The sequence below is a fragment of the Corynebacterium sp. HMSC035E02 genome, assembly GCF_001836065.1.
In the GTDB taxonomy this organism is placed as follows: Bacteria; Actinomycetota; Actinomycetes; order Mycobacteriales; family Mycobacteriaceae; genus Corynebacterium; species Corynebacterium hiratae.
Genome location: NZ_KV827376.1, coordinates 58,375 through 81,618, shown reverse-complemented (window position 1 = coordinate 81,618; position 23,244 = coordinate 58,375). Strand labels below are relative to the sequence as shown.

Annotated in this window: 22 protein-coding genes; 12 read left to right on the top strand and 10 right to left on the bottom strand. The window is 62.3% G+C overall.

Annotated features, from left to right (window positions below):
- Positions 1 to 13 precede the first annotated feature (13 nt).
- On the top strand, positions 14 to 1,645 hold the full coding sequence (locus HMPREF2635_RS11595; protein WP_070821801.1) for a peptide chain release factor 3: 1,632 nt from the start codon (positions 14 to 16) through the stop codon (positions 1,643 to 1,645).
- Between the two features lie 14 nt (positions 1,646 to 1,659).
- Here the strand turns inward: HMPREF2635_RS11595 and HMPREF2635_RS11590 are convergent, their stop codons facing one another.
- Positions 1,660 to 2,529: a patatin-like phospholipase family protein gene (locus HMPREF2635_RS11590; protein ID WP_049154251.1), complete on the bottom strand. Its 870-nt coding sequence runs from the start codon at positions 2,527 to 2,529 to the stop codon at positions 1,660 to 1,662.
- Between the two features lie 35 nt (positions 2,530 to 2,564).
- Between HMPREF2635_RS11590 and HMPREF2635_RS11585 the strand changes: the two genes are divergently transcribed.
- Both HMPREF2635_RS11585 and HMPREF2635_RS11580 read left to right on the top strand, forming a co-directional pair.
- Positions 2,565 to 2,963, top strand: coding sequence for a hypothetical protein (locus HMPREF2635_RS11585; RefSeq protein WP_046646927.1), 399 nt, complete (start codon positions 2,565 to 2,567; stop codon positions 2,961 to 2,963).
- Positions 2,964 to 2,979: 16 nt separating this feature from the next.
- Positions 2,980 to 3,525, top strand: coding sequence for a gamma carbonic anhydrase family protein (locus HMPREF2635_RS11580; RefSeq protein WP_070821800.1), 546 nt, complete (start codon positions 2,980 to 2,982; stop codon positions 3,523 to 3,525).
- 109 nt (positions 3,526 to 3,634) lie between these two features.
- Here the strand turns inward: HMPREF2635_RS11580 and HMPREF2635_RS11575 are convergent, their stop codons facing one another.
- Complete coding sequence (locus HMPREF2635_RS11575) at positions 3,635 to 4,291, bottom strand: sulfite exporter TauE/SafE family protein (RefSeq protein WP_046646929.1); 657 nt, start codon at positions 4,289 to 4,291, stop codon at positions 3,635 to 3,637.
- A gap of 195 nt (positions 4,292 to 4,486) precedes the next feature.
- Between HMPREF2635_RS11575 and HMPREF2635_RS11570 the strand changes: the two genes are divergently transcribed.
- Genes HMPREF2635_RS11570 through HMPREF2635_RS11560 form a run of 3 tightly spaced genes read left to right on the top strand, consistent with a single transcriptional unit; the run spans position 4,487 to position 8,035 of the window.
- Positions 4,487 to 5,707, top strand: a complete 1,221-nt coding sequence (locus HMPREF2635_RS11570; RefSeq protein ID WP_070754567.1) for an NAD-dependent epimerase/dehydratase family protein — start codon at positions 4,487 to 4,489, stop codon at positions 5,705 to 5,707.
- Positions 5,708 to 5,713: 6 nt separating this feature from the next.
- The gene (locus tag HMPREF2635_RS11565; RefSeq protein ID WP_070546183.1) at positions 5,714 to 6,862 is read left to right on the top strand and encodes a glycosyltransferase family 4 protein; all 1,149 of its coding nucleotides are present in this window, start codon (positions 5,714 to 5,716) and stop codon (positions 6,860 to 6,862) included.
- 12 nt (positions 6,863 to 6,874) lie between these two features.
- Positions 6,875 to 8,035 carry a DUF6882 domain-containing protein gene (locus tag HMPREF2635_RS11560; protein ID WP_070681872.1) on the top strand — a complete coding sequence of 387 codons (1,161 nt, stop codon included), beginning with the start codon at positions 6,875 to 6,877 and terminating at the stop codon, positions 8,033 to 8,035.
- A 39-nt stretch (positions 8,036 to 8,074) separates the two neighbouring features.
- Here HMPREF2635_RS11560 and HMPREF2635_RS11555 read toward each other — a convergent pair whose 3' ends face one another.
- A complete protein-coding gene (locus HMPREF2635_RS11555) occupies positions 8,075 to 9,109 on the bottom strand; it encodes an enoyl-CoA hydratase/isomerase family protein (RefSeq protein ID WP_070510383.1) in 1,035 nt (344 codons plus the stop codon).
- 97 nt (positions 9,110 to 9,206) lie between these two features.
- Here HMPREF2635_RS11555 and HMPREF2635_RS11550 point away from each other — a divergent pair, with 97 nt between their 5' ends.
- Both HMPREF2635_RS11550 and HMPREF2635_RS11545 read left to right on the top strand, forming a co-directional pair.
- Positions 9,207 to 10,004 carry an HAD-IIB family hydrolase gene (locus HMPREF2635_RS11550; protein WP_232761096.1) on the top strand — a complete coding sequence of 266 codons (798 nt, stop codon included), beginning with the start codon at positions 9,207 to 9,209 and terminating at the stop codon, positions 10,002 to 10,004.
- 563 nt (positions 10,005 to 10,567) lie between these two features.
- Positions 10,568 to 12,454 carry an acyltransferase family protein gene (locus HMPREF2635_RS11545; RefSeq protein ID WP_070821828.1) on the top strand — a complete coding sequence of 629 codons (1,887 nt, stop codon included), beginning with the start codon at positions 10,568 to 10,570 and terminating at the stop codon, positions 12,452 to 12,454.
- 260 nt (positions 12,455 to 12,714) lie between these two features.
- Here HMPREF2635_RS11545 and HMPREF2635_RS11540 read toward each other — a convergent pair whose 3' ends face one another.
- Both HMPREF2635_RS11540 and HMPREF2635_RS11535 read right to left on the bottom strand, forming a co-directional pair.
- Positions 12,715 to 13,035, bottom strand: a complete 321-nt coding sequence (locus HMPREF2635_RS11540) for a putative quinol monooxygenase (protein ID WP_070510385.1) — start codon at positions 13,033 to 13,035, stop codon at positions 12,715 to 12,717.
- A 107-nt stretch (positions 13,036 to 13,142) separates the two neighbouring features.
- Positions 13,143 to 13,733 (bottom strand): hypothetical protein, encoded by a 591-nt coding sequence (locus HMPREF2635_RS11535; protein ID WP_070510387.1) that lies wholly within the window; start codon positions 13,731 to 13,733, stop codon positions 13,143 to 13,145.
- Positions 13,734 to 13,903: 170 nt separating this feature from the next.
- On the opposite strand from HMPREF2635_RS11535, the gene HMPREF2635_RS11530 reads away from it, so the two are divergent.
- Positions 13,904 to 14,818, top strand: coding sequence for an AEC family transporter (locus tag HMPREF2635_RS11530; RefSeq protein ID WP_046646938.1), 915 nt, complete (start codon positions 13,904 to 13,906; stop codon positions 14,816 to 14,818).
- An 8-nt stretch (positions 14,819 to 14,826) separates the two neighbouring features.
- On the opposite strand, the gene HMPREF2635_RS11525 is transcribed toward HMPREF2635_RS11530, so the two are convergent.
- Positions 14,827 to 16,662 (bottom strand): ABC-F family ATP-binding cassette domain-containing protein, encoded by a 1,836-nt coding sequence (locus HMPREF2635_RS11525; RefSeq protein ID WP_070510389.1) that lies wholly within the window; start codon positions 16,660 to 16,662, stop codon positions 14,827 to 14,829.
- A gap of 91 nt (positions 16,663 to 16,753) precedes the next feature.
- On the opposite strand from HMPREF2635_RS11525, the gene HMPREF2635_RS11520 reads away from it, so the two are divergent.
- Positions 16,754 to 18,064, top strand: coding sequence for an NHL repeat-containing protein (locus HMPREF2635_RS11520; protein WP_070821799.1), 1,311 nt, complete (start codon positions 16,754 to 16,756; stop codon positions 18,062 to 18,064).
- Between the two features lie 27 nt (positions 18,065 to 18,091).
- Here the strand turns inward: HMPREF2635_RS11520 and HMPREF2635_RS11515 are convergent, their stop codons facing one another.
- From HMPREF2635_RS11515 to HMPREF2635_RS11500, 4 genes are all read right to left on the bottom strand, one after another.
- Positions 18,092 to 19,030 (bottom strand): 4-(cytidine 5'-diphospho)-2-C-methyl-D-erythritol kinase, encoded by a 939-nt coding sequence (locus HMPREF2635_RS11515; RefSeq protein WP_070821798.1) that lies wholly within the window; start codon positions 19,028 to 19,030, stop codon positions 18,092 to 18,094.
- Positions 19,027 to 19,869, bottom strand: coding sequence for a 16S rRNA (adenine(1518)-N(6)/adenine(1519)-N(6))-dimethyltransferase RsmA (gene rsmA / locus HMPREF2635_RS11510; protein ID WP_070701592.1), 843 nt, complete (start codon positions 19,867 to 19,869; stop codon positions 19,027 to 19,029). The genes HMPREF2635_RS11515 and rsmA overlap by 4 nt, the downstream gene beginning before the upstream one ends.
- A 33-nt stretch (positions 19,870 to 19,902) precedes the next feature.
- Positions 19,903 to 21,051, bottom strand: a complete 1,149-nt coding sequence (locus HMPREF2635_RS11505) for a resuscitation-promoting factor (protein WP_070681877.1) — start codon at positions 21,049 to 21,051, stop codon at positions 19,903 to 19,905.
- 245 nt (positions 21,052 to 21,296) lie between these two features.
- The gene (locus HMPREF2635_RS11500) at positions 21,297 to 22,121 is read right to left on the bottom strand and encodes a TatD family hydrolase (RefSeq protein WP_046646942.1); all 825 of its coding nucleotides are present in this window, start codon (positions 22,119 to 22,121) and stop codon (positions 21,297 to 21,299) included.
- 24 nt (positions 22,122 to 22,145) lie between these two features.
- On the opposite strand from HMPREF2635_RS11500, the gene HMPREF2635_RS11495 reads away from it, so the two are divergent.
- Positions 22,146 to 22,640 (top strand): GNAT family N-acetyltransferase, encoded by a 495-nt coding sequence (locus HMPREF2635_RS11495; protein ID WP_080975046.1) that lies wholly within the window; start codon positions 22,146 to 22,148, stop codon positions 22,638 to 22,640.
- 8 nt (positions 22,641 to 22,648) lie between these two features.
- Positions 22,649 to 23,152: a GNAT family N-acetyltransferase gene (locus HMPREF2635_RS11490; protein WP_046646944.1), complete on the top strand. Its 504-nt coding sequence runs from the start codon at positions 22,649 to 22,651 to the stop codon at positions 23,150 to 23,152.
- Positions 23,153 to 23,244: the final 92 nt, after the last annotated feature.

The window sequence follows — 23,244 nt, the reverse complement described above, 5'->3', positions numbered from 1 at the left end:
TAAACTAGCCCGCATGAGTATTGCCTCCGAAGCTTCCCGCCGCCGCACATTCGCAGTCATCGCCCACCCGGATGCTGGTAAGTCCACGCTGACGGAGGCGCTGGCGCTCCACGCGCACGTCATCAACGAGGCCGGCGCGGTGCACGGCAAGGGCAACCGCAAGTCCACGGTTTCTGACTGGATGGAGATGGAGAAGGAACGCGGTATTTCCGTGGCCTCCTCCGCGCTGCAGTTCGAGTACGCGCCCGAGGGCCACGAGGGCGAGCCCTACATGATCAACCTGGTGGATACCCCGGGCCACGCGGACTTTTCGGAGGATACCTACCGCGTGCTCACGGCGGTGGATGCTGCCGTGATGCTTATCGACGCCGCCAAGGGCCTCGAGCCCCAGACCCTCAAGCTCTTCCGCGTGTGTAAGGCCCGCGGCCTGCCGATCATCACGGTGATCAACAAGTGGGACCGCGTGGGACGGGAACCGCTGGAGCTTGTCGACGAAATCCTCAACGAAATCCAGCTGCAGCCCACCCCGCTGTACTGGCCGGTGGGTATCGCCGGCGACTTCCGCGGTCTAGCCCACATTAATGATGATGGTGAGGCTGACGAGTACGTGCACTTCCTGCGCACCGCTGGTGGTTCCACCATCGCCCCGGAGGAGCACTACGAGCCTGCGGAAGCCGCCGCGAAGGAAGAGGATGCTTGGGAGACCGCTGTGGAGGAAGCGGAGCTACTGGCCGCGGACGGCGCCCTGCATGACCAGGAGCTCTTTGAGCAGTGTGTGACCTCCCCGCTCATCTTCGCTTCCGCGATGCTGAACTTTGGCGTGCACCAGATTCTGGATACGCTGTGCGCGATTGCCCCGGCTCCGCGCTCTCGCGATTCGGATCCGCAGGCCATCGAGGCCGCTACCTCCGCCATCGATGAGGTCCGTGAGGTCACCGATGAGTTCTCGGGCGTCATCTTCAAGGTGCAGGCAGGCATGGACCGCAAGCACCGCGATAACTTGGCCTTCATGCGCGTGGTTTCCGGTGAGTTTGAGCGCGGTATGCAGGTCAACCACGCCCAATCCGGCCGCAGCTTCTCCACCAAGTATGCGCTGACGGTCTTTGGCCGCACGCGTGACACCGTGGATACGGCCTACCCGGGTGACATCGTAGGCTTGGTCAACGCCGGTTCCTTGGCACCAGGTGACACGATTTACACCGGCAAGAAGGTGCAGTTCAAGCCCATGCCGCAGTTCGCTCCAGAGGCTTTCCAGATTTTGCGTGCAAAATCCTTGGGCGATTACAAGGCCTTCCGCAAGGGCTTGGACCAGCTGGCGGCAGAAGGCGTGGTCCAGATTCTGCGCAACGATACGCGCGGCGACGCCGCCCCAGTCATGGCCGCGGTGGGCCCCATGCAGTTCGAGGTCATGCAGGCCCGCATGGAAGTCGAATACAACGTGGAGACCATCACCGAGCCCATCCCCTACTCGGTGGCGCGCCGCACCGATGCCGAGTCCGCGCCCGAGCTGGGCCGTCAGCGCGGCGTGGAGATCTTCACCCGCAGCGACGGCGAGCTCATCGCACTCTTTGGTGATAAGTGGAAGCTGGCCTTCATTGAGAAGGAGCACCCGGAGCTCACCATCGAAACCCTCGTGGCGGATTAGGCACAGCGTTTCCCTTAACTGCTGAGGAATTCCTTCCACGCCGGCCATTCCGCATAGGTCTGCGCGCGCCCGGCTTCATAGTTCGCGCGCAGCTTAGTCACCGAGCGCTCGGTCGAAGCCACCTGCATATCCTCTGGGAAGAAAAGCTGTGCACGCCCCTCCTTTTCCAGCTCCAGAAGCCGCTCCTTGGAGGCGTTGTACCGGGGCGGCCGGGCAATCATTGACTCCGCCACGGCAGGGTACTTTCGGAAGATTCGTCGCAGCGCCGCGGGCCGCCCTACCTCAGGCCGCACGTAGCCACGCGGTTTCGAGCCAAGGAACAAGAACTTTTCAAAGCCGGCCTTCTCCGCCTGCTCGATGAGGATGCCACCGGATTCCCCCATCGCACCGTCGACGTACGGTGCGCCATCGATAACACGCATCGGCATGATCAGCGGCAACGTCGAAGACGCGCGAACGCGCACCATCAGGTCCTCTTGTGTCTTTATGTCATTGCGCCCCCAGTACACGCTCTCCCCGGTATCGGCGCGCGCGGCGGAAATACACATCTGCGCCGGGTTGGCCTGAAATGCTTCCCAGTCAAAGGGCATGTCCTGATCGGCGGCCTTCTCATAGATGAACTCCGCATTGAAGTAGCCGCTACCGCGCAGCAGCGAACCCAGGCCACCGAAGCTGGGGTTCTTGGCAAAATCCACGAAGGATTCTTCCGAGCGGCTCACGTCGCGGGAGAGGAAGTTCACGGTGTGTGAAGAGCCCGCGGAAACACCTCCAACCCAGCCAAATTCCACCTCCTCCTTTAGGAGCTTGACGATGCACGCGGCGGTATAGGAATTGCGCATGCCGCCGCCTTCAATGACGAGTGCTGTATCTTTCGCGTCAATCACAGTGCCCGATGGTACCCCCGCGCTAGGATCGCGCCATGGGATTGTTTTCTGCGGTTAAGAATGCCGTCGACAAGCTTGGCGGCTCCAGCACTGTCCGTTTGGCCTCCCCGGATCCCCACGCCGTCGAGGTTTCTTTCGATCATCTTTCCGTGCACACTGCGAGCGGTCTCATCATCCTGGTTACCTCCCCTGCCGGTGCGCAGGTGCTCAGTGAGGTGGCGCGCTCCGGCGAGCCCGCGCAGTTGCGTGGCCCTCAGACCACGGTGCATCTCTCCCCCACGACTAGAGAACAGCGTCCCGTCCACGACCCCAAGAAGGGATGGGCCATCCCGTTGTCGCTTGCAGAAAGAGAGACGCTGTCCCAACTCAACGCGGAGCCCGGCGATTATGAAGTTTCCGAGTCACTCGCTGTGTCCGTCGAACCCACCCCCTGAAGAAAGCTAATCCGCCATGCTCATCCTCCCCTTCCAAGGGCACACTCCCCGCATCCACCGCAGCGCCTGGATTGCGCCGAATGCCACCATCATCGGTGACGTCACCATCGGGCCAGATTCTTCCGTGTTCTATGGCAGCGTGCTGCGCGGAGATGTTGGTGCCATCCGCCTTGGCGCCCGCGTCAATATCCAAGACAACTGCGTCATCCACGTCGAAACCACTGCGCCGTGTGTGCTGGAGGATGACGTCACCGTGGGCCACATGGCCATGCTCCACGGCACGCGGGTGGGCGCGGGCACGCTGGTTGGAATGAAGTCTTCTTTGCTTTCCGGCTCCACCGTGGGCACAGGCTCTCTCATCGCCGCCGGCGCGGTGGTGCTCGAGGGCCAAAACATTCCCGCCGGCGCCCTAGCCGCCGGGGTGCCCGCCAAGGTGCGCCGTGCGTTGAGCCCTGAGGAATCCGCCGCCTTCATCCCGCACGCCGCGCGCTACGTCGACATTGCTAAGAATCAGGCGCCGCATGGCGACGCCCTCCCCCTCGACGAAGTCCTCTACGACTAGCACCGCAACTGCCGTTGTTGACAAAACTCCCGAGTCCGCCGCAAAAACTGACCAGAACTTTGGCAACTAGGGCAGTTCACTTTTGAACTCTTGCCCACCAGCCGGCTCGTTATAGAAGAGCAACGAGACCCATCACCACCAGGAAGGCGGCCACTCCGTAGCCGCTCCATAGTGCCACTGCTGCAGAGTTTTCCCGCGCCCACGCGAAGGCGCGACCAGCCCAGGAGTCTGGCTTCGCCCGCACAAGCGCGATGAAAAGCCCGCACACCGTGGGCAGCGAGAGCGCGAAGGTGGCATAGAAGAAAAGGCCTCCGTATTTAACGGTGTTGCTGAAATCCCCGGCAGCAAGGTGCATCAGCCCATAGAAAAAGGGTACGGAGGTCAAGGACTGGATAACACCCATGGCATAGCCCACCGCGACAGTCTTGGCCGAGGGCGTGCGCAGTGGGCCGAGGAGTTTCTGCACCATGTCATTGGGTTCGCCCTTGGAGCGCCAGGCCAGAAGGCCCAGCCCCAGGCCGATGACCACCAGACCCCAACCAAGCAGCGGTGATTCCAGCGCGGCGGCCACCTTGTCCTGGATACCGACGAAGACGAACATCACCACAGCAGCGGCGGTGAGCACGCCGAACCAGTCACCGACGATGACGAGGGCCGCGATCTTGCGGTAGCTCCCCCGCGGAAGCATGATGCCGATGGCCACCAGGATTCCGATGAGAAGCGCGTTGACGGAATCGGCGAAGGCATTCAGCACGGCTTCAAGCATGCGGGCTAGTCTACAGGCTCTTAGAGAACATTCATCTACTGTTTACCCCGCGCGCCCCCGACGCAGGCGAGCAAACGGTATGTTCGAAAAAAGTGTGCCACGTAACGAACCCCCAACTTACGCGTGTCAACATAGACTAGACCCCTGCTGGTACAGCACGTTTTGACCCCGACCCAAGAAGTGGAGAGACAAAAAATGAAGGTAGCGATTCTCGGCGGAGACGGCTTCTGCGGTTGGCCCGCTTCCCTTTATCTCTCCGACCAAGGCCACGAGGTCATCATCGTGGATAACCTCTCCCGGCGCGCCATCGATGAGGAGTTGGGCGCGGAATCCTTAACACCCATCGCCTCCATTGAGGATCGCCTGGCCGCGTGGACCGAGGTTTCCGGCAAGACCATCGGCTTCCGTAACCTCGACGTGGCCCAGGACTACGACGGCTTGCTGGAGTTCCTGAATACCGAACGCCCGGATGCGGTGGTGCACTTCGCTGAGCAGCGCGCCGCCCCCTATTCCATGAAGAATTCGCGCACCAAACGCTACACGGTGGATAACAACATCAACGCCACCCACAACTTGCTCGCCGCCATCGTGGAATCTGAGCAAGATATCCACGTCGCCCACTTGGGCACCATGGGTGTCTACGGCTACGGCACCGCCGGTATGAAGATTCCGGAGGGCTACCTGGATGTGCAGGTGGATGCGGGCGAGAATGGCGTCGTCAAGCAGCAAATCCTCTACCCCTCCAACCCGGGCTCGGTCTACCACATGACGAAGGTCCTGGACCAGCACCTGTTTGCCTACTACGCCAAGAATGATGAGCTGCGCATCACCGACCTACACCAGGGCATCATCTGGGGCACGCACACTGAGCAGACCCAGAAGGACGAGCGCCTCATTAACCGCTTTGATTATGACGGTGACTACGGAACGGTGCTCAACCGCTTCCTCATTCAGGCCGGCATTGGTTATCCGCTGACCGTCCACGGCACCGGCGGACAGACCCGCGCCTTTATTCACATTCGTGACATGGTGCGCTGCATCGAGCTAGCCCTGCAGAATCCGCCGGCACGCGGGGAGCGCGTCAAGATCATCAACCAGATGACCGAAACCCACCGCGTGCGTGACCTGGCAGAACTACTGGCGAAGATCTCTGGTGCGGAAGTGGCTTATGTGCCGAACCCGCGCAAGGAATCCGCAGAGAATGAACTCCACGTCACCAACGACACGTTCCTCGAGCTCGGCCTGGAGCCGACCACTTTGTCGGAGGGGTTGCTCCACGAGGTGGAGGAAGTCGCGCGTAAGTACGCCGACCGTGTTGACCGCTCCAAGATTCCAGCCCAGTCGCTGTGGACGCGCCAGCAGCACGCTGGTGTTCCCGAAGCCTTGGCCAACGGCGCGGACGCTGCGGAGGCTTAAACCTTCGTGCGCATCGCTATCGTTACCGAGGTCTTCCTGCCCAAGATCGACGGCGTGGTCACCCGCCTGACGCGCACGCTGGACCAGCTGGCCGCGATGGGCCATGAGGTGCGGATTTTTGCCACAGGCAAGGCCCCTGACACCTATGCCGGCTTCGAGGTCACCCGCATCCCCAGTTTGTCGCTGTGGGTCTACCCGGAGATTAAATTCGGTTTGCCCTCGTGGAAATTCTTCAAGGAAATCCGGGATTTCGATCCCGATGTCATCCACGCGGTCAATCCCATTTGGACCGCGGCCCTCGGCGTCTTTGCCGCGCAGCGCGATGCCGTACCGCTGGTAGCCAGCTTCCACACCAATGTCCCCGAGTACGTTGAAGCGCTGGGGATTGGGTGGACTAGGCCGCTGACCGAAGCCGCGCTGAAGTATCTGCACAACCAGGCTGCGGTGAACCTGTGCACCTCCGGCCCCATGGTGGATAAGGCTCGGATGATGGGGATCCGCAACGTGCAGCTGTGGCCCAAGGCTGTTGATACGCAGACCTATCACCCCAGTCGCGCCACGGAACAGATGCGCGAGCGCCTGACCGACGGTAACCCGGATTCCCCGTTGGTGACCTATATCGGCCGCGTCTCCAAGGAGAAGGACTTGGAACGCCTCGATCACGTGATGGAACTGGTGAGGGCACAGCTTAGCGACGCCCGCCTGGCCATCGTCGGCGATGGCCCCGCCTTGGAGGAGCTCAAGTCCAACTTCGATCCTGCGCACACCGTATTCACGGGCTACCTCTCCGGCGAGGAGCTCGCCGCCGCCTTCGCCGTGGGGGATGTCTTCCTCTTCCCCTCCGCCACAGAGACCTTGGGACTCGTGGCTCTCGAGTCCTTCGCCTCTGGGGTTCCGGTCATCGGCACGAATGCCGGCGGCATCCCCTTCGTTATCGAAGAAGGCGTCACAGGACATCTCATCGAGCCCGACGCTGACGACACCGCGTGGGCCAGCGCCGCTCTCGGCCTCCTGCGTGATTCCTCCCGCCGGGCGCAGATGGGACAGGCCGCCCGCCGCGAAGCTGAAAAACATTCCTGGGTAGAATCCACCCAAGCCCTCCTTCAGGCCTACGAGGAGGCCATCGAGCACCCCTTCCGCAGGAATACAAACTAGTCAAGGAGACCCATGGATTCAGCCCAGAACCTGTACTCCGCTGGCGCCTTTATCCAAGCCGGCATCGACGCCACGTTTGCCTCACGCCTAGGCGTCGTTCGCGACGTCGAGGTGAATTTCATTCCCACCGATTCCGTATCAGCAGCCTCGGAGGAAGGGCAGCCAGACCTGGATCAGCGCGCCGTCGTGCGTTTTAGCACTGATTCCGGGGTCTATGATTTCGATGGACTGCGTCTTGCCACCATCCACAACGGGGAGCTTCGCTGGGCCACCGGCATGGCAGAGCACGCACCGCAGCCGGAATTCCACGGGCCACAACCTGACTCTGCCCTGCTGCGCGGCTTGGCACGACGGCTGGTGGGCGACCGGCCTGTTGTCCGCGTCCCACAGGGCGATGGCGAAGCATTGGTCGCCGTCGATTTCGCGGAGATTAACCCGGATCCTCGGGTGAGCATCCTGGCCGGAATTGAGCACTCAGGGGACGTCGCCGGTGGGGTCGACGAGCGCCTAGCCACCGCCGAGTTGTCCTCCTACCTGGGCATTCTGCAGAGCCACGCGGAAAATCTCGCGCTTTTCCACGGCTCCCGGATCGTAGGTCTCCCCCAGGCCCCGGGCCGCGTTGGGCTCAGCGCGCGCGAGGTGTTGGCCGACGCCCACTTCCTCGCCACCGAGCACAACTTCTTCTTGGAGGCCCGCTTCCCCAACCTGTGGGCGGACCTTGATCCTGTTACGTCGCGGACCGTGGTGAACTCCGATTACGGCTCGCTCACGGTGCCCGCGCACCTCATCGCGACGATCGACGCCTCCACGAACGCCTTCACCTGGGCCTGGGCAGATGAGCTGTCCAGCTCCATGTCCGCCCAAGCAGCGGCGAACCTGCGCCGCTTCGGATATGACCAGGCTATCCCCGAGTTGATTCGGGCCCGCGTGTCCATCACTGAGGCACGCTCTGCACGCTTGCCACAGCTGGCCATGCCAGTTCTGGGCCTGTGGACCTTGCTGCCAGTGCAGCTTCCCGACGGCCGCCAAGGCCTCGCGCTGTCCGATGCCCCCGCGTTCCACCTCCCCGCACCGACTCCGGCGGCCACGCAAGCCACCCTCAACGTTGCGGTGCCGGCAGGCGTGGACGAGCAGCGGGCGCGCGCTGCCTACCACCGGGCGCGCCCCCTATAAGTGCTCGGACAGCGCTGAGTGCGTGAGCGGCTGGGAGCGTTAGGAGTTCAGCACGGCGCGGAACTCCTCGACGTCAACCTCCTCTGTGGTGGCCGGGTTAAACGCTGCGTCCTGGGTCTTGTCCACTAGTACCGCGCGCACGCCCTCAGAAAAGTCGGGACGGCGGTACATGTGCATGCCCAGCTTGAGTTCCAAAAGGAGGGCCTCGCGAATGTCGTCGACACCGGCCTCTGCCTCATAAAGCTCGTTAGCCGCGATAATGGCAGCTGGGCACGCCCCTGCCATAAGGCGGCGGACCTCACCGGCAATGAGCGGGCGCTTGTCCAGCTCCGCGGAGATTTCCTCCCACGTTGGCAGGGCAAACGTCTCCTCCAGGTCCTTGGCCACCTGCTCCAGCGGGGCGGGCTCTTCGGGTGCGGGCAGGGCGAGGTCCTCCAGCGCGGCATCAATACCGCGCTCAATGGCGGCCTCAATCAGCTCGTGTGCATCCTTGACAACGTGGGTTGCCACGCCAGTCCACAACATGTCTGCGGCATACATGCGGTATCCACTAAGACCCCAGAACTTGGCCAAGCCCGGTGAGGCGATACCGCGGGTGCCCACCATGCGCTGGGCCGCATAGGCCACACCGACGTCGGTGACATAGCCGATGTTCATCTCCGGCATCGAGGCGAAGGCCTTTTCCGTCACCACGCGGTGCGAGCCGTGCAGGGAAATGCCCAATCCACCGCCCATGACAACACCGTCGATGACGGCGATATAGGGCTTCGGGAACTCTGCGATATCACCGTTAGTGAGGTACTCGCTGGCGAAGAAGGCATCGACCTCCTCCAGCTTGCCTTCCGCGATTCCCTCCCGCGCGTGACGCACATCGCCGCCCGCGCAAAATGCCTTAGGGCTATTGGAGTAAATCAGGACCTGCTCAATCTCATCGTCCTGCGCCCACGTTTCGAGGGAGCGGCGGATGATATCGATCATGTCCGGGGTCAACGAGTTCAGGGCCTTCGGCCGATTGAGTTCGAGGACTCCGGTATGGTTGCGGACGGAAACGAGTACTGGATCAGTCGTAGTCATGCGCACCAGTGTTCCATATCACACATGTTTCAGCCACCTGTTTTTGAGGCTGGTTTTAACATCGACCCCTGCTTCTAAACCCAACCTTCAGATTGGTGTGAATTTCTTGCTCCCACAGCTTGTTGCTCTTGACATGGACGGCACCCTCCTCGATGCCCACGGTCAGCTGCCCGCAGACTTTTCAGAGCTTGAGGAGCTCGCCACTGCCCGCGGCTGCGAGCTGGTTCCGGCCTCGGGACGCCAGCTGGCCACCCTACAAGACATGTTCCCAAAGGGTGGCACATTCATTGCCGAGAACGGCTCGGTGATTTTGCGCGGCAGCGAGATCATCGCCACCTTCCCGCTGCAGGAAGAAACCGTGCGCGCGGCGCGCGAGGCCGCAGCCTCCATCAGCGAGGCACACACCGTCGTTCTCTGTTCTCCGGAGACCGCCTACGTGGCGCGGGATGTCACGCAGGCAGCACGCGCGGAGATTTCCAAGTATTACAAGGCGGTCACGTGGGTCGACGACTTGGACGACGTCCCCAATAGCGACATCATCAAGATCGCCATCTTCTGCGAATCCGGTTCCGAGGCTCACCTCTACGAGCCGATTCGTCGCGCCGTACCGGAGGACAACGTGGCGGTATCGGGCAAGGTCTGGCTCGATGTCATGGCCCGCGGCGTGGATAAAGGCGCAGCCTTGCTCAAGCTCGCTGAACTTGCCAACGTTCCAATCACCGCCACCGTGGCCTTCGGTGACTACCTCAATGACCTCGAAATGCTGCGTGCCGCTGGGACGGCTATCGCCATGGACAACGCGCATCCGAAGCTGAAGGAAATAGCGGATATTATCGCGCCTGCCAATACCGACAATGGTGTGAGCACGGTGCTGCGCCAGCTTCTGCGCACCTAACACGCTCCCAGGAAACCTTCCCGATTCTCTGCCACCACCCGAGTAGGATTACCCCGGTTCCCTAGACCCCCGATCCCTTACGTGTGGAGTGTTCAGTGAAGAAGTTCCTGCGATCCCCTGGGCCCCGTGTCCCTCGTCGGGCCACGGACACCTCCCTTGAGCTGGACCCGGGGTCCCTCCCCAAGGCATCCGCTGTGCGCAAGGCCAAGCTGCACAAAGCCCGCGAGGCCGCCGAGGAAACCCCCTCGCCGCGCCGCCGCCCGCTCCCGCGCGCTACGCGGCCACAGCGTATTCAATCTACCCGGCCGCAGTGCGACGAACAGCCCCGTCCGGCTCAGCCTGTCGAGCGGATCGCCAAGGCCGCTTCGCAGCCCCCAGCTCAGCCCACACCCGCCGAGAGTTCCCCCGAACCACGGCCTGAGAATGAGATATCGCGCGCCTTGGCGCGGCGCTCGCAGCCCGTCGGCACACCGACGAGCAAGCAGCTCAAAACACCACGCCCCTCCCGGGAACAGCGCCAAGCCGCGCGACAGGACAACACGAAGGGCGCTGACACTCCAGCGGTGCCAAAGGAATCTGCCACCGTCACGCGCCAGCGTCGCGCGCGCCTGCGCCCGGTACCGGGCTTGGATGGGCTGCGCGGTCTCGCGGTCTTGGCGGTCGTGCTCTACCACTTCTTCGGGGATCTGCTCCCCGGCGGATACCTCGGCGTGGATATGTTCTTTGTCCTCTCCGGCTTCCTCATTACCTCGCTGCTCGTGCGCGAATTCGCCGTGAGCGGGCGCATCAGCCTCACCGACTTCTGGGTCCGGCGCTTCCGGCGTATCCTTCCGGCTGCGCTCGTCGTCTTATGCCTGTGCACGGCCCTCGTCGCCATGATTGGCGGGGACCTCGCCGTGGGGATCCGGGAACAATTCTTGGGGACCTTCTTCTTCGTCAACAACTGGACCCAGATCGCCACCAGCCAGACCTACTTTGCACCCAATGAGGTGCAAGTCTTTGCCCACTACTGGTCCCTAGCGGTTGAGGAGCAATTCTACCTCCTGTGGCCCCTACTGATGTTTGGAGCTTTTGCTCTGTCGCGGCGCCAGCCCAAGCGCCTGCCCATCGCGCTTTCTCTTGTCCTCGCCGCCGCCTCCGCTGCCGCGATGGCGCTGCTGTTCACTCCGGGCGAAGACCCCACACGTGTTTATTACGGCACCGATACCCATGCCTTCGGCCTCCTCATCGGTGCGCTTTTATCCCTTCTACTCACCTCGACGTCGAAGGAGGCAAAGGCGGATTCGTGGGCGTCGACAAGCACAGGCGTTATCGCCGGCACCATCGGGTCCTTTGCCTTAATCGGATACCTGGCGCAGCTGGTGTGGATGGGCGCGGACCTTGAGTTCACCTACCGCGGCGGCCTGGTCCTCACCAGCCTCCTCGGCGCGGCAATGATCTGGGGCGTGGTGCGTGAGACCGGACCGCTCACATGGCTCTTCCGCACCCGGGTGATGCGGTGGCTGGGCCAGCGTTCCTTCTCGCTGTACCTGTGGCATTGGCCGGTGGTGATGATCCTCCGCGAGCTGTCTGATGCCCCGGCGTGGCTGCTGGGACTACTCGCGCTTCCCGTGTCCTGCCTGTTGGCTGAGGTGACGTATCAGTTCGTGGAAAACCCCTTCCGCCGCGCCGGATATGTCGCCACGTGGCGCACTTACTGGGCTTCGCGCCCCACTGTGGGAGAGATGAAGGAAGGGTTCGGCAAGGCCATGTGGCCTGCCGTGCCCGCCATGGTGATCTTCTCCGCGCTGGGCGTGGCCTATGGGCTGGTCACGTCACAGGACCAGACCGAGCTGGAGCGAGAATTGGAGCGCATGTCGCAGGCCAATGAGCAGACCGCCGCATCGGCCCCAGCAACGCCGACAGAAACCACGAAGCCGAAGGAGAAGCGGGCGCTACCTGCGGGCACGGAGATCAACGCGGTGGGTGATTCGGTCATGCTTGCTGCTTCCGAAGCCCTCAACGAGCGCTTCCCCGGAATCCTCATCGATGCGGCGGTTTCCCGCCAGTATGGGGAGGCGATTCCTGCGATTCGACAGCTGAAGGACTCTGAACAGCTACGTTCCACCGTCTTTGTGGGGCTGGGAACGAACGGGCCGGCTGCGGACGGCGAGATGGACGAGCTCCTCACCATCCTCGGTTCCGATCGCACGGTTATCCTCGTCGTGCCCTACGGCGAGCGCGACTGGATGGGTCAGGCGCGCGCAGAGATTATCGAGGCCGCAAAGGAGCACGACAACGTCTACGTGGCCGACTGGTGCGGCATGGCCCAAGAGAACCCGGCGTTGCTCTACGACGACGGCGTGCACCCACAGGCCGAGGGCGCAGCGCTGTATGTGCAGGCGCTTTCCGACGCCCTCGAGCAGTACGCCAACGGGGACAAGTCCAGCACCACGGCCTGCTCGCTCTAGCCTTCGGCCGCTCTCGAGTCAGCTGCTCTCCAATCAGGGCAGTGCGCTAGCAGCATTGTCCCAGCAGCACTGCCAAAGTTGACAAAGTTCTGGCCAGATCCTGCGGCGGGAGCACATGTTTTGGCAACTCGGGCAGTTGACGTGATTCGCCTCTAGGTCTGAGCACATAGAAAACGGCCGGGGATGTGCCTCCCCGGCCGTTCTCGCTTCGCCGTTACTTGTGTGCTTCCTTCTTACTGGAAGCCAAGCTGCTCACTCTCCTATACGGAGAATTCAGCCATCTTATCCCAATTGGTCTTTCCATCGATGTGAGTGTTGATGATGTCCGGCGTCTCCACCAGGTACTTCGGGAGCTCCTCGCAGGAGCGCTTGAAGTGCTCGGTGTTGACGTGGTCAACGTCGGTGCCGTCCTTGTAGGACTCGAGGAGCAGGAAGCGCTGCTTGTCTTCCGGATCGCGGAACCACTTGAAATCGATACAGCCGGGCTCAGCCTGGCAGGCCTTGGTGTACCAGTCGATCTCGTCGAGGAAGGTCTCGGCATACTCGGGCTTGACGTGGAACTGTACGTTGATCAAAATCATGGGCCCCACTGTAACCTTCTCCACGAAAACGTGCAGAAGGCCCCGCCAATGGCTGAACTGAGCTAGCCCAATTCCAGCAGGGCCTTAAAAAGAGCCTCTCGGGAGGATTATTTGTTGAAGAAGTACTCCGCCACATAGACGTAGGTTCCGTCAAAAGCTTGGGCGACGCCGAAGCCGGTGCCATCCGTCTTGGTCACGGGCACGTCGCGGTTGAGCCAGTCCACGCGCTCCTTGGCCTCAGATTCGGTGAGCTTGTAAATGTTGCCGCTGCCCTCCTCCAGGTGGGTCAGCCCATCGCCTGCGTTGTCGTGGAAGGTGACCTTGCCAGCTGCTGCCTGGTTTGCCCACTCCTGCGCGATGTTCTTGGCGTTGGCATCCTCGTGGTGGCCCTGCTTGAGCAGGTGGGCGTGGGTAGCACCAACGAGTTCGCCGGCGACGGCCGGGGTCGGCTTCTTAATGAAGCCCGGCAACTGGACGTTAAACTGCTTCGCCAGGTCATAGGCCTGCGCAGGCAGCTCGATCTCTAAAGAGTTGACCTGCTCAACGGCCTGGGAAGACAGCTGGTTTACGTCCTGCAGCTGTGCGGAAGAGGAGTTAACCGGGGCGGCCTGGGCAGCGGACACCGACAGAGCAGTGGTGAGGGTAGCTGCCACGGCGGCGGTGGCGGACATGCGGGAAACACGACGGAAAGAATTCATGCCTTCCACCGTGCCACAAAAATGCTTCGGCGGAAAAAGACTTCCCGCTCATGTGGGATTTTCGATACCACTTTGTTATCACTTGCCGGTGGCTGCATGCCGGCATGGAAGAATAGCCAAGGCTGGCTTTAGTATGGATTTTTTAACGAGTATCCGAAAGGTGATCACTGTTGCTGGACGTCTTAACCGGTTTCGCCATCATTTTTGTGGTTATCGGCGTGGGCTTCATCATGGCTCGGCGCGGCGTTATCGGCGAAGGTGAGGCGCGCCTGCAGTTCAATCGCACGGCGTTCTGGGCGGCGACCCCAGCGCTGATCTTTTCCAGCGTGGCCACCTCTGACACCTCGGCCTTTGCCTCGCCGGTTGTCGCCGTCATCGCGATAGCTTCGGTCGCCACGATGGCCTTGTATTGGGTGCTGAGCGCGTTATTCTTCCGGCGTAGCGGAGCGGAAACCATGGCCGGCGCGGCCGCGGCCAGTTACTACAACTCGGTCAACATCGGGCTGCCCATCGCCACCTATGTCATCGGTGATGCCACCTTTGTGGTGCCAGCGCTCGTGCTGCAAATGGCAGTCCTCTCGCCCTTCATCATTGCCGGCCTCAACGCCCAGGGAACAAGCCTGCGTTCGATTTTAAGTTCCGTGGTCTCAGGGTTGACAGCCCCAGTGGTCATCGCGGCGATCGCCGGCTTCATCGTGTCCGCCGCAGGCTGGCACGTCCCCGACGTCATTATGGCTCCGCTCGAGATCCTTGGTGGTGCCTCCATCCCGATGATCCTGATGAGCTTTGGCGCCTCACTCACCGGCGACGGGCTGTTAGCCGTTGACCGCCTGCCGACGATTACCGCCACGGTTCTCAAGCTCATTGCTATGCCGGCGATTGCGCTGGCGGCCGGCTTGGCGTTGGGGCTGAGCGGCAACGAGCTCTACACAGCGCTGATCTTGGCCGCGCTTCCGACCGCACAGAACGTCTACAACTATGCCGCGACCTACCAGTCGGGAGAAACGGTGGCGCGCGATACGGTCTTCCTCACCACCTTCCTCTCGCTGCCGGCGATGCTGGGCATCGCGGCTCTCTTCGGGTAGGGCTGGGCCTACCCCTCGAGCTTCTCCCCCAACTCCAGCCATTCCATTTCTAGCTCTTCGCGCTCAGAGGCAATGGCCTTGAGCTCGGAGTCGAGCTTCGCTAGCTCACCGCTGTCCCCCTCACCGGAGGACATCTTCTCTGCAGCCACCGCCATCTTTTCGTTCAGCTTCGCCGTCTTATCGTCGAGCTTGCCCATCTTGCGCTCCAGCGCATTCATCTTCTTGGTCAGCTCGCGCTCTTCCTGGGAGCTCAACCGCTTGGCCGGGGCGGCATCCGCGCTCTGCTCGTCAGAGTTCTTGGAGGCTTCTCCTAAATCAAGGACGCCGCGGGCGGTGGCGGCCTCCATCTCCTGACGGCGGCGCAGGTATTCCTCGATTCCGCCCGGCAGGTTGGTGAGCTTGCCATCCCCAAACAGCGCATAGGTGTTATCCGCGATGCGCTCGATGAGGTAGCGGTCGTGCGAGATGACCACCAAGGTGCCCGGCCACGAGTCCAGAAGAGACTCCAGCTCCTGGAGAGTATCGATGTCGAGGTCGTTCGTGGGCTCGTCGAGAAGCAGCACGTTTGGCTCCGCCATAAGCACGCGGGTCAGCTGCAGACGGCGGCGCTCACCGCCGGAGAGGTCGCCGACCGGCGTGCGCTGGCGCTTGGCGGAAAAACCCAGGCGCTCCGCGAGCTGGGACGCGGACAGTTCCTTCTTGCCTAGGTGAACGTAGGTGGCGACGTCTTCGACGGCGTCGAGAAGCCGGCGCTCCGGATCCAGATCATCGAGCTCCTGGCGCAGCCAGCCCAGGCGCACCGTCTTGCCCTCGATGCGCTTGCCAGCGGCAAGCTCGACTTCACCAGCAAGGGCGCGCAGCAGCGTGGTCTTGCCCGAACCGTTAACACCAACGAGGCCGATGCGCTCGCCCGGCGCCAAGCGCCAGGTGAGGTGATCCACGAGCGTGCGACCGTCCGGGGTTGTGACCTTTGCGTCCTCGAGCTCAATGACGACTCGTCCCTGGCGCTGCTTGGAAAAGGCCATGAGCTCGACCTTGTCGCGCGGTGCGGGGACGTCGGCGATGAGTGCCTCGGCTGCCTCGATGCGATAGCGCGGCTTCGAGGTACGCGCCGGCGCTCCGCGACGCAGCCACGCCAGCTCCTTGCGGGCCAAGTTCTGCCGGCGCTGCTCAATAGCATCGGCTTGGCGGGCGCGCTCGGCGCGGGCAAAGGTCCAGTCGTTATAGCCACCCTCGTAGGCATCGACGACACCGTCGTGCACCTCCCAGGTAGTGGTGGCCACGGTGTCGAGGAACCAGCGGTCGTGCGTGACGACGACGACCGCTAGCTTGCGCGAAAGCAGGTGGCTGGCCAGCCATTGCACACCTTCGACGTCGAGGTGGTTGGTCGGCTCATCGAGCACCACGATGTCGAGGTCTTGAACGAGTGCGGCAGCCAGGTTGACGCGGCGGCGCTCACCACCGGAGAGCGAGCCCACAGGGGTGTCTAGCCCTAGGTCAACAATGCCGAGGCCGCCGAGGACATCGCGCACCTTCGCGTTGGATGCCCACTCGAAAGTCTCCAAGCCCAACGGCTCAATGATGGCTTGGGCGATGGTGAGCGATTCTTCTAATTCAAAGCGCTGGGTCACCACCGCCATGCGCAATTCCGAGTTGTGGGACACGCGGCCCGAGTCTGGGGATTCGATACCGGTGAGAACTTCCAGCAGCGTCGTTTTGCCGCCGCCGTTGACGCCGACGATGCCGATGCGATCACCGGTTTGCACGCCGAGGGAGACCCCGTCCAGCAGGGTCTTAAGACCGAAGGACTTGGTTACGTTTTCAAGGTTAATGAGGTTCGCCATATCGAGAGTTCATCTTAGTGCCTCAGCGCGGTTACCCCCGCACCATTACCTTTATTGCTATTGATTTTCACTTCCAATACTCTGGCGCACTATGAAAAAAGAACGTCTCGCCCTGTGCGCCGCACTTTCCGCCACGATCCTCACCATGTCCGCTTGCTCCTCCCCTGACAGCGAGGAATCCACGTCGCCCTCCAGCACTGAAGCCTCCCACGCGCATGCCGAGCACAGCGATGGCCATGACGGGGAGCACAGCCATGACGGCTTCGAAGCCGCTGAAGGTGAGACTGAGGTAGCCGAGCTGCCAAACCGTATCCTTCTTTCGCACAAAAACGGCCTCACCACGCTCGACGGCGAAACCGGTGAGGTCATCGAGAGCGAAGATCTGAAAGCATTCCTCCGTCTAAGCGATGCCGGCGATAACCGCCACATCATGGTGACCAAGGGCGATAGCTTCCTCACCTTCGACACGGGGCGCATCACTAAGCCCCACGGCGACCACAAGCACTACTACGCGGCGCAGCCGCAGCTTCTCAGCGCAGCCATCGACGCACCGCACGCCGGTCACGTGGTTCACCACGACGGCTTTACCGCGCTCTTCTCCGACGGCGATGGTGTGGCACGGATTTACAAGACCGAGGACATCGGCAAGGAAGACGCCAAGCCTGTCAACACCGTCGAGACAGGCGCTGCGCACCACGGTGTGGCCGTCCCGCTGAAAGACGGCTCCGTGGTCACCACGAAGGGCACGGAAGACGAGCGCCACACCATCCAGCACCTCGACAAATCCGGCAAGGTCCTTGCGGAAACCACTGAGTGTCCTGGCGTCCACGGCGAAGCTGCCGCCGGCAACGGTTCCCTTTTCTTCGGCTGCGAGGATGGGCCCGTCGTCTTCGACGGCACTGAATTCCACAAGATCGACGTCTCCGCATACGCGGGCAAGGACGGATACCAGCGCTCCGGCAATTCTGCGGGTTCGGAGGAATCCAAGATCATCTTGGCAGACAACAAGACCGACAAGGATGCCGACTTCGAGCGTCCCACCTCAGTGACCCTCATCAATACGGAGGACTACTCTGCCAAGAAGGTCGAGCTGGGCGAATCCTATTGGTTCCGCTCGTTGGCCCGCGGCCCCTTGGGTGAGGCACTAGTCCTCACGACCGACGGCAAACTCAACGTCATCGACCCAGATTCCGGCGAGGTAACAAAGAAGATTGACGCTATCTCCCAGTGGAAGGAAAACGAGGAGTGGCAACAGCCGGGTCCGATCCTCAAGGCGGCAAACGGCTATGCCTACGTAACGGATGCGAACAAGCAAGAACTGGTGGTCCTTGACCTCCTCGGCGACCAGGAAGCACAGCGCTACAAGCTCGACTTCAAGCCCGTGGAGATGGCCGTTCTTTAAGGACCGCTAACTAATGCAACGCGGGTGCTAGACCAGCGTTGCTCCGGTTGCGGGGCCTGTGGTCACCAGGCCACGGGTTCCGCGGTTATCGGCGCAGACCTGGGCCACCACTTCCTGTGCGGTCTCCTCGTCCTCGCAGAGGAAAGCACAGGTCGGCCCAGACCCGGAAACGATGCCCTTGAGGGCGCCGGCGGCCTCACCGGTGTCGAGAATCTTGCGTAAGTCCGGACGCAGAGAGAGTGCTGCCGGCTGGAGGTCGTTGTGCATCACCGCGGCAAGTTCGTGGGGGTTGCCGCCGACGAGGGCTTGGCCCACGGCTTCCGTGTCCAAGTGTGGCGTGCTTCCACGGCCGGCAGCGCGCAGCTCATCCAGTTTGTGGAAGACAGAGGGTGTGGACAAGCCCTCCGCATTGGTGATGATTGCCCAGATATAGCGCCCGCGCGAGAGCATCGGGGTCAAGAGTTCGCCGCGCCCGCGCCCCAAGGCCGTGCCGCCCATGAGGGTAAAAGGCACGTCGGAGCCCAGTTCCGCGGCGAGTTCGTAGAGCTTCTCCATGCTGAGAGCTTCACGTCCGAATTCGGTACTCAAAGATTGGTTGGCCAAAAGCAAGGCGGCCGCGGCATCAGCAGAGCCACCGGCCATGCCCCCGGCGGCGGGGATGTTCTTTTCCATCGTGAGCGTGCCAGCAGCTGGCAACATGAGGTTGTGGGCCACCAGTTCCACCGCGCGCCACGCAAGATTCTCGGCTGACGCCGGCACACCCTTCGCGTGGTTGCCGGTGACCTCCACTGCGGTTTTCTCGCCCCAGCGGTAGCTCACGCGGTCATGTACGTCGAGGGCCTGAAACACGGTGGCCAGCTCATGGAAACCATCCGCGCGTGCCTCCCCCACCCCCAGGTGCAGGTTGACCTTGGCGTGGGCGCGCGCCTGCCAGATCTGCGGGGAGTCGTCTCCTGTCCTACTCATGAGGCTTCCGCCAATCGGACGAAGTCCTCCACGCCCAGCTTCTCACCGCGCAGGCGCGGATCGATATCCGCCGCGCGCAGCGCTTCCTCGGCTGCTGCGGCGGAACCATAGAAACCTGCCAGGGCGGCGCGAAGTGTCTTGCGGCGTTGGGCAAAGGCGGCGTCGATCAGCGCAAAGAGCCGCGGCCGTAGTGTCTCGTCGAAGGGGCGGGTGCAATCGATGCGCACCAACCCTGACTCAATCTTGGGTGCCGGCCAAAACACGTTCTTGCCAATCGTGCCGGCCTGGCGAACCGGTCCATAGAAGGATGCTTTCACGCTGGGGATGCCATAGACCTTGCTGCCTGGCGCGGCGGCGAGGCGCTCAGCTACTTCCAGCTGCACCATGACCAGGACGCGGCGAATGGATGGGTAGACCTCCAGCAGGTGGAGCAGCACCGGCACCGCCACGTTATAGGGCAAGTTGGCTACCAAGGCGGTCGGCTCCCCCAACTCCCCTGCCGCAACGGTGAGCGCGTCCTTCTCCACCACGGTGAGGCGATCCGCAAAGTTGGCTGCCCGCGCCGCCACGGTATCTGGGAGCTTGCCTGCCAGGCGCGGGTCAATCTCCACGGCCGTCACGTGCTCGACTTCGCCCAGTAGTCCCAAGGTCAGCGAACCCAAACCAGGGCCGACCTCCACCACGCGGTCCTCCGGTTGCAGGTCCGCGGCAGCCACGATGCGCCGGATGGTGTTGGGATCATGCAGAAAGTTCTGGCCCAGCTTCTTTGTCGGCGTCACGTCGAGCTCAGCGGCGAGCTCGCGGATCTCCACCGGGCCCAGCAGGTGGGGTTGTGTCATGTCATCCAGACTAATACGCAGGGCGCTGAAGCTTTAGCGCAGGCCGAGCTTCGAGGTGCAGGCGGGCCATGCGCCCCAGCCCTGCGCGGCCTGAACCTTCTGGGCCACCGCAATCTGCTGCTCGCGGGAGGCCTGCCAGGCCTGCGGGGCGTACTCGGTGCCGCCAAAGGCAGCCCAGGTCGACGGGGTGAACTGCAGGCCGCCGGAGAAACCGTTACCGGTGTTGATGGACCAGTTACCGGTGGCCTCACACTGTGCCAAGGCATCCCATACGGAGCCCTCAGCAACGGCCGGTGCGGTGGACTTCGGCTTGGTACCGCGCGCGATGACTGCGGCGACGGCCTCGGTGCGCACGTCTTCCTTGATGATGTCGTTGGACTCTTCTGCACCGTTGACCTTCACAATCTTGCGGGTCACGGTGCGTGAACCTGGGGTGCCCTCCTCGCGGACTTCCTCAGTGCCTTCTTCCAGCTCCGGGTCATCAACGTAGGTAGCTGGTGCGTCGAAGTCCTCCGTCTTCTCCTCTTCGGAGATGTCCACGCGGTCCACGGTGATGGCCGTGCCGGCCTTGACGGGAGTGTCGAGGTCCGGCGACACACGGTCATCCTTGCCCACGGTGATACCGCGGGCTTCCAGTACGTCCTCCACGGTCTTAGCCGCAACGCTGGCGTAGGACACAGAGCCACCGTCAGAGAGCTTAATGATCTTCGGGGATACCACCTCAAGGTTCATTCCCTCAGTCAGAACCTCATCATCCTCGACGGTCTTGGAACCGGAGGTGATAGCAGCGCCCGGGACGATGCCGTCGAGTCCGCCCAGCAGGTCAGACACAGTGAGGTCAGTGGAGGACATCTTCGTCTCCACGCCATCGATGGTCACCGCAACCGGCTTGGCGGTGCGAACGGTAATCGAGTCACCATCGGAGACCTGCTCAGACAGCGCCGGGTAGACAACGTCCTCCCCGCCAACGCTCACACCTGCAGCCTCGAGAGCCGCGTTAACATCGCCGGCGAAGGTAGCCAGCTGGGTGGTCTCACCGTTGATGTCGAGCGTGATGTCCTTCTGAGAACCGACGGCAACGACACCACCCACAGCCAACGTGCCGAGCACACCGCCGGTGGCCATGCGCAGCGGCAGGGAGCGGGAGTTGTTGATTCGCTTGATCTGCTTCTTCGGGGACATAAACCTTTACTCGTCTCTGCGTTGCTTCGTGCCCAGAGAGGCCTTTGCACTCTCCTCAGCACCTGACGTGGCGTGCAAGTGCACGCCAGCCGGCAACATCAAGGCCGGACTAACTTTGGATAACGATACGGTAACAGAGCGTAACGATCGAGACGTTCTCACACGCCGCCACCACTGGCAACACACTCGTCACACCAAACACGCGCGCCACCGTTGAGCAGCACCTTTGCTTTGAGTGAAGATCATCACACTCCGAAGACCTCGGCGAAGGTTTCAGCCACCTCTGCGGCCAAGTCTTCCACTTCTTGGCCGCGCGCCTGCGCCACGCAGCGGTACGTATGACCAATCAACGAAGGTTCATTACGCGCACCACGGAAGGGCTCCGGGGTCATGTACGGCGCGTCCGTCTCAATGAGCAGCTGCCCGGCTGGCGCGAGCGCTGCGGCTTGGCGCATCTCCTCGTTGCGCTTGAACGTCACGTTGCCGGCGAAGGACAAAACGTAGCCACGCTCCAGAGCCTCCTTGGCCACATCAAGTGGCGAGGAGAAACAGTGCAGCATGACCTTCGGCGCCTCAGCGCACTCCCCCAGCACGCGCATGAGATCCTCATCGGCCTCGCGGTTGTGGATCATCAGCGTCTTGCCCACCTTCGCTGCCAACTCGGCGTGCCAGTGAAGCGCTTCCTCCTGGACGTCAAGCGGCGCAGTTCGTTCCGGCTCATGATAAATCCAGTAGGTATCCAGACCCGTTTCCCCGATGGCCACGCAGCGCGGGTCCGCAGCCATTTCGCTCAGGCGCGCACGGGCGGCCTCGTCGAGTTCATGCGCCTTGGTGGGATGAATAGCGCAGGCCGCGTACACGTTGTCGAATTCCTGCGCCGCGGCCAAAGCCTTCTCCGCCTCCGCTAGGCCATCGCCCACGGTGACGATGCGCTCAACACCTGCGGCACGGGCACGCTCAACGAGGTCGGCGTCAGCGTCGCGGCAAGAGGCGAGGTGCGTGTGGGCGTCGATAAGCTGGCTCAAACCTTCGGCGGGAACGGGCATGGGGCGTGGCTTCTTCTTAGACATGGCTGCGAGTGTAGTCTTGCGCGCATGATAATCCGTGAAGCGACGGACGCCGACGTCCCCGCAATGACCGCCACCTTAAACTGGGCCATCCGGGAGACCCACTTCATCTTTCGCAGCGAACCCGCCACAGTGGAAGAGCGCACCGAGTATCTCCACCAGCTGCGCCGCGAAGCCTGTCCTTGTTTCGTGGCTTTCGATGACGATGGCGCGTACTTGGGCTGGGCACTCTACCGCCCCTACCGCGATCCTAAGGTGTGGCTGGGCTGCTACGAGACGACGATCTACGTTGATCCCACCGCCCACGGCCGCGGGGTAGGCACGCGCTTGCTCGATGCAGTCGTTCAGCATGCCCGCGAGGCGGAGCAGGTCCATACGCTGCTGGCACTCATCGTGGCGGACAACGTCGCATCCATCAAGTTGCATGAGAAGTTCGGCTTTGCCACTGTAGGAACGTTAAAAGAAGTCAGCCGCAAAGCTGGGCGCTGGATAGACCTCACCCACTTGCAACTCATGGTTTAAGGAACATCATGCACGTACGTCCCGCAGAGCTTGCCGACGCCCCCGCAATCGCCGCCATCTATAATGCCGCCTCCGCCGCGAAGCCGGCCACCAACCTAGTCACGTGGCAGGAGTCCGTCGAGGACCGCGAAAAGTGGCTCGCACAGATGGAGGAGGAAGGTTTTCCCGTCTATGTGGCGGTGGACGATGACGAAATCATTGGCTGGGCCGCCTACTTCCAGTTTGTCACCCCAGCTATCTACTACGGCACGGCGGAGGATTCCATCTATATTGCGGAGTCCGCACGGGGCAAGGGCGTGGGCAGCGAGCTCATGGACACGCTCATGGACCACGCGAAGGAAAATGACTACGTGGAGACGATGATTACCTACATCGTGGACACCAACGAGTCCTCCATTGCCCTGCACAAGAAGTTCGGGTTCGTGGAAACCGGCCGCATGCCCAATATCCACACCAAGGACGGCGTGCGCCTCGGGCTGGTGCACCTGCAGCGCGACTTCGACCGCTCCTAAAGCGGTTTGATGGCCACTAACTCAGGGAGGCGCGTGCCAGCCGCCCCACCACCAGTGACGGCACTGCCATTGTTGCCAAAGATCTGGCCAGA

Coding starts and splice junctions, on each gene's coding strand:
- HMPREF2635_RS11515 (WP_070821798.1), bottom strand. CDS start 19,030: ATGAGTAGGACAGGAGACGACTCCCCGCAGATCTGGCAGGCGCGCGCC.
- HMPREF2635_RS11585 (WP_046646927.1), top strand. CDS start 2,565: ATGGGATTGTTTTCTGCGGTTAAGAATGCCGTCGACAAGCTTGGCGGC.
- HMPREF2635_RS11525 (WP_070510389.1), bottom strand. CDS start 16,662: ATGGCGAACCTCATTAACCTTGAAAACGTAACCAAGTCCTTCGGTCTT.
- HMPREF2635_RS11570 (WP_070754567.1), top strand. CDS start 4,487: ATGAAGGTAGCGATTCTCGGCGGAGACGGCTTCTGCGGTTGGCCCGCT.
- HMPREF2635_RS11490 (WP_046646944.1), top strand. CDS start 22,649: ATGCACGTACGTCCCGCAGAGCTTGCCGACGCCCCCGCAATCGCCGCC.
- HMPREF2635_RS11575 (WP_046646929.1), bottom strand. CDS start 4,291: ATGCTTGAAGCCGTGCTGAATGCCTTCGCCGATTCCGTCAACGCGCTT.
- HMPREF2635_RS11580 (WP_070821800.1), top strand. CDS start 2,980: ATGCTCATCCTCCCCTTCCAAGGGCACACTCCCCGCATCCACCGCAGC.
- rsmA (WP_070701592.1), bottom strand. CDS start 19,869: ATGACACAACCCCACCTGCTGGGCCCGGTGGAGATCCGCGAGCTCGCC.
- HMPREF2635_RS11555 (WP_070510383.1), bottom strand. CDS start 9,109: ATGACTACGACTGATCCAGTACTCGTTTCCGTCCGCAACCATACCGGA.
- HMPREF2635_RS11495 (WP_080975046.1), top strand. CDS start 22,146: ATGATAATCCGTGAAGCGACGGACGCCGACGTCCCCGCAATGACCGCC.
- HMPREF2635_RS11520 (WP_070821799.1), top strand. CDS start 16,754: ATGAAAAAAGAACGTCTCGCCCTGTGCGCCGCACTTTCCGCCACGATC.
- HMPREF2635_RS11500 (WP_046646942.1), bottom strand. CDS start 22,121: ATGTCTAAGAAGAAGCCACGCCCCATGCCCGTTCCCGCCGAAGGTTTG.
- HMPREF2635_RS11505 (WP_070681877.1), bottom strand. CDS start 21,051: ATGTCCCCGAAGAAGCAGATCAAGCGAATCAACAACTCCCGCTCCCTG.
- HMPREF2635_RS11535 (WP_070510387.1), bottom strand. CDS start 13,733: ATGAATTCTTTCCGTCGTGTTTCCCGCATGTCCGCCACCGCCGCCGTG.
- HMPREF2635_RS11595 (WP_070821801.1), top strand. CDS start 14: ATGAGTATTGCCTCCGAAGCTTCCCGCCGCCGCACATTCGCAGTCATC.
- HMPREF2635_RS11560 (WP_070681872.1), top strand. CDS start 6,875: ATGGATTCAGCCCAGAACCTGTACTCCGCTGGCGCCTTTATCCAAGCC.
- HMPREF2635_RS11540 (WP_070510385.1), bottom strand. CDS start 13,035: ATGATTTTGATCAACGTACAGTTCCACGTCAAGCCCGAGTATGCCGAG.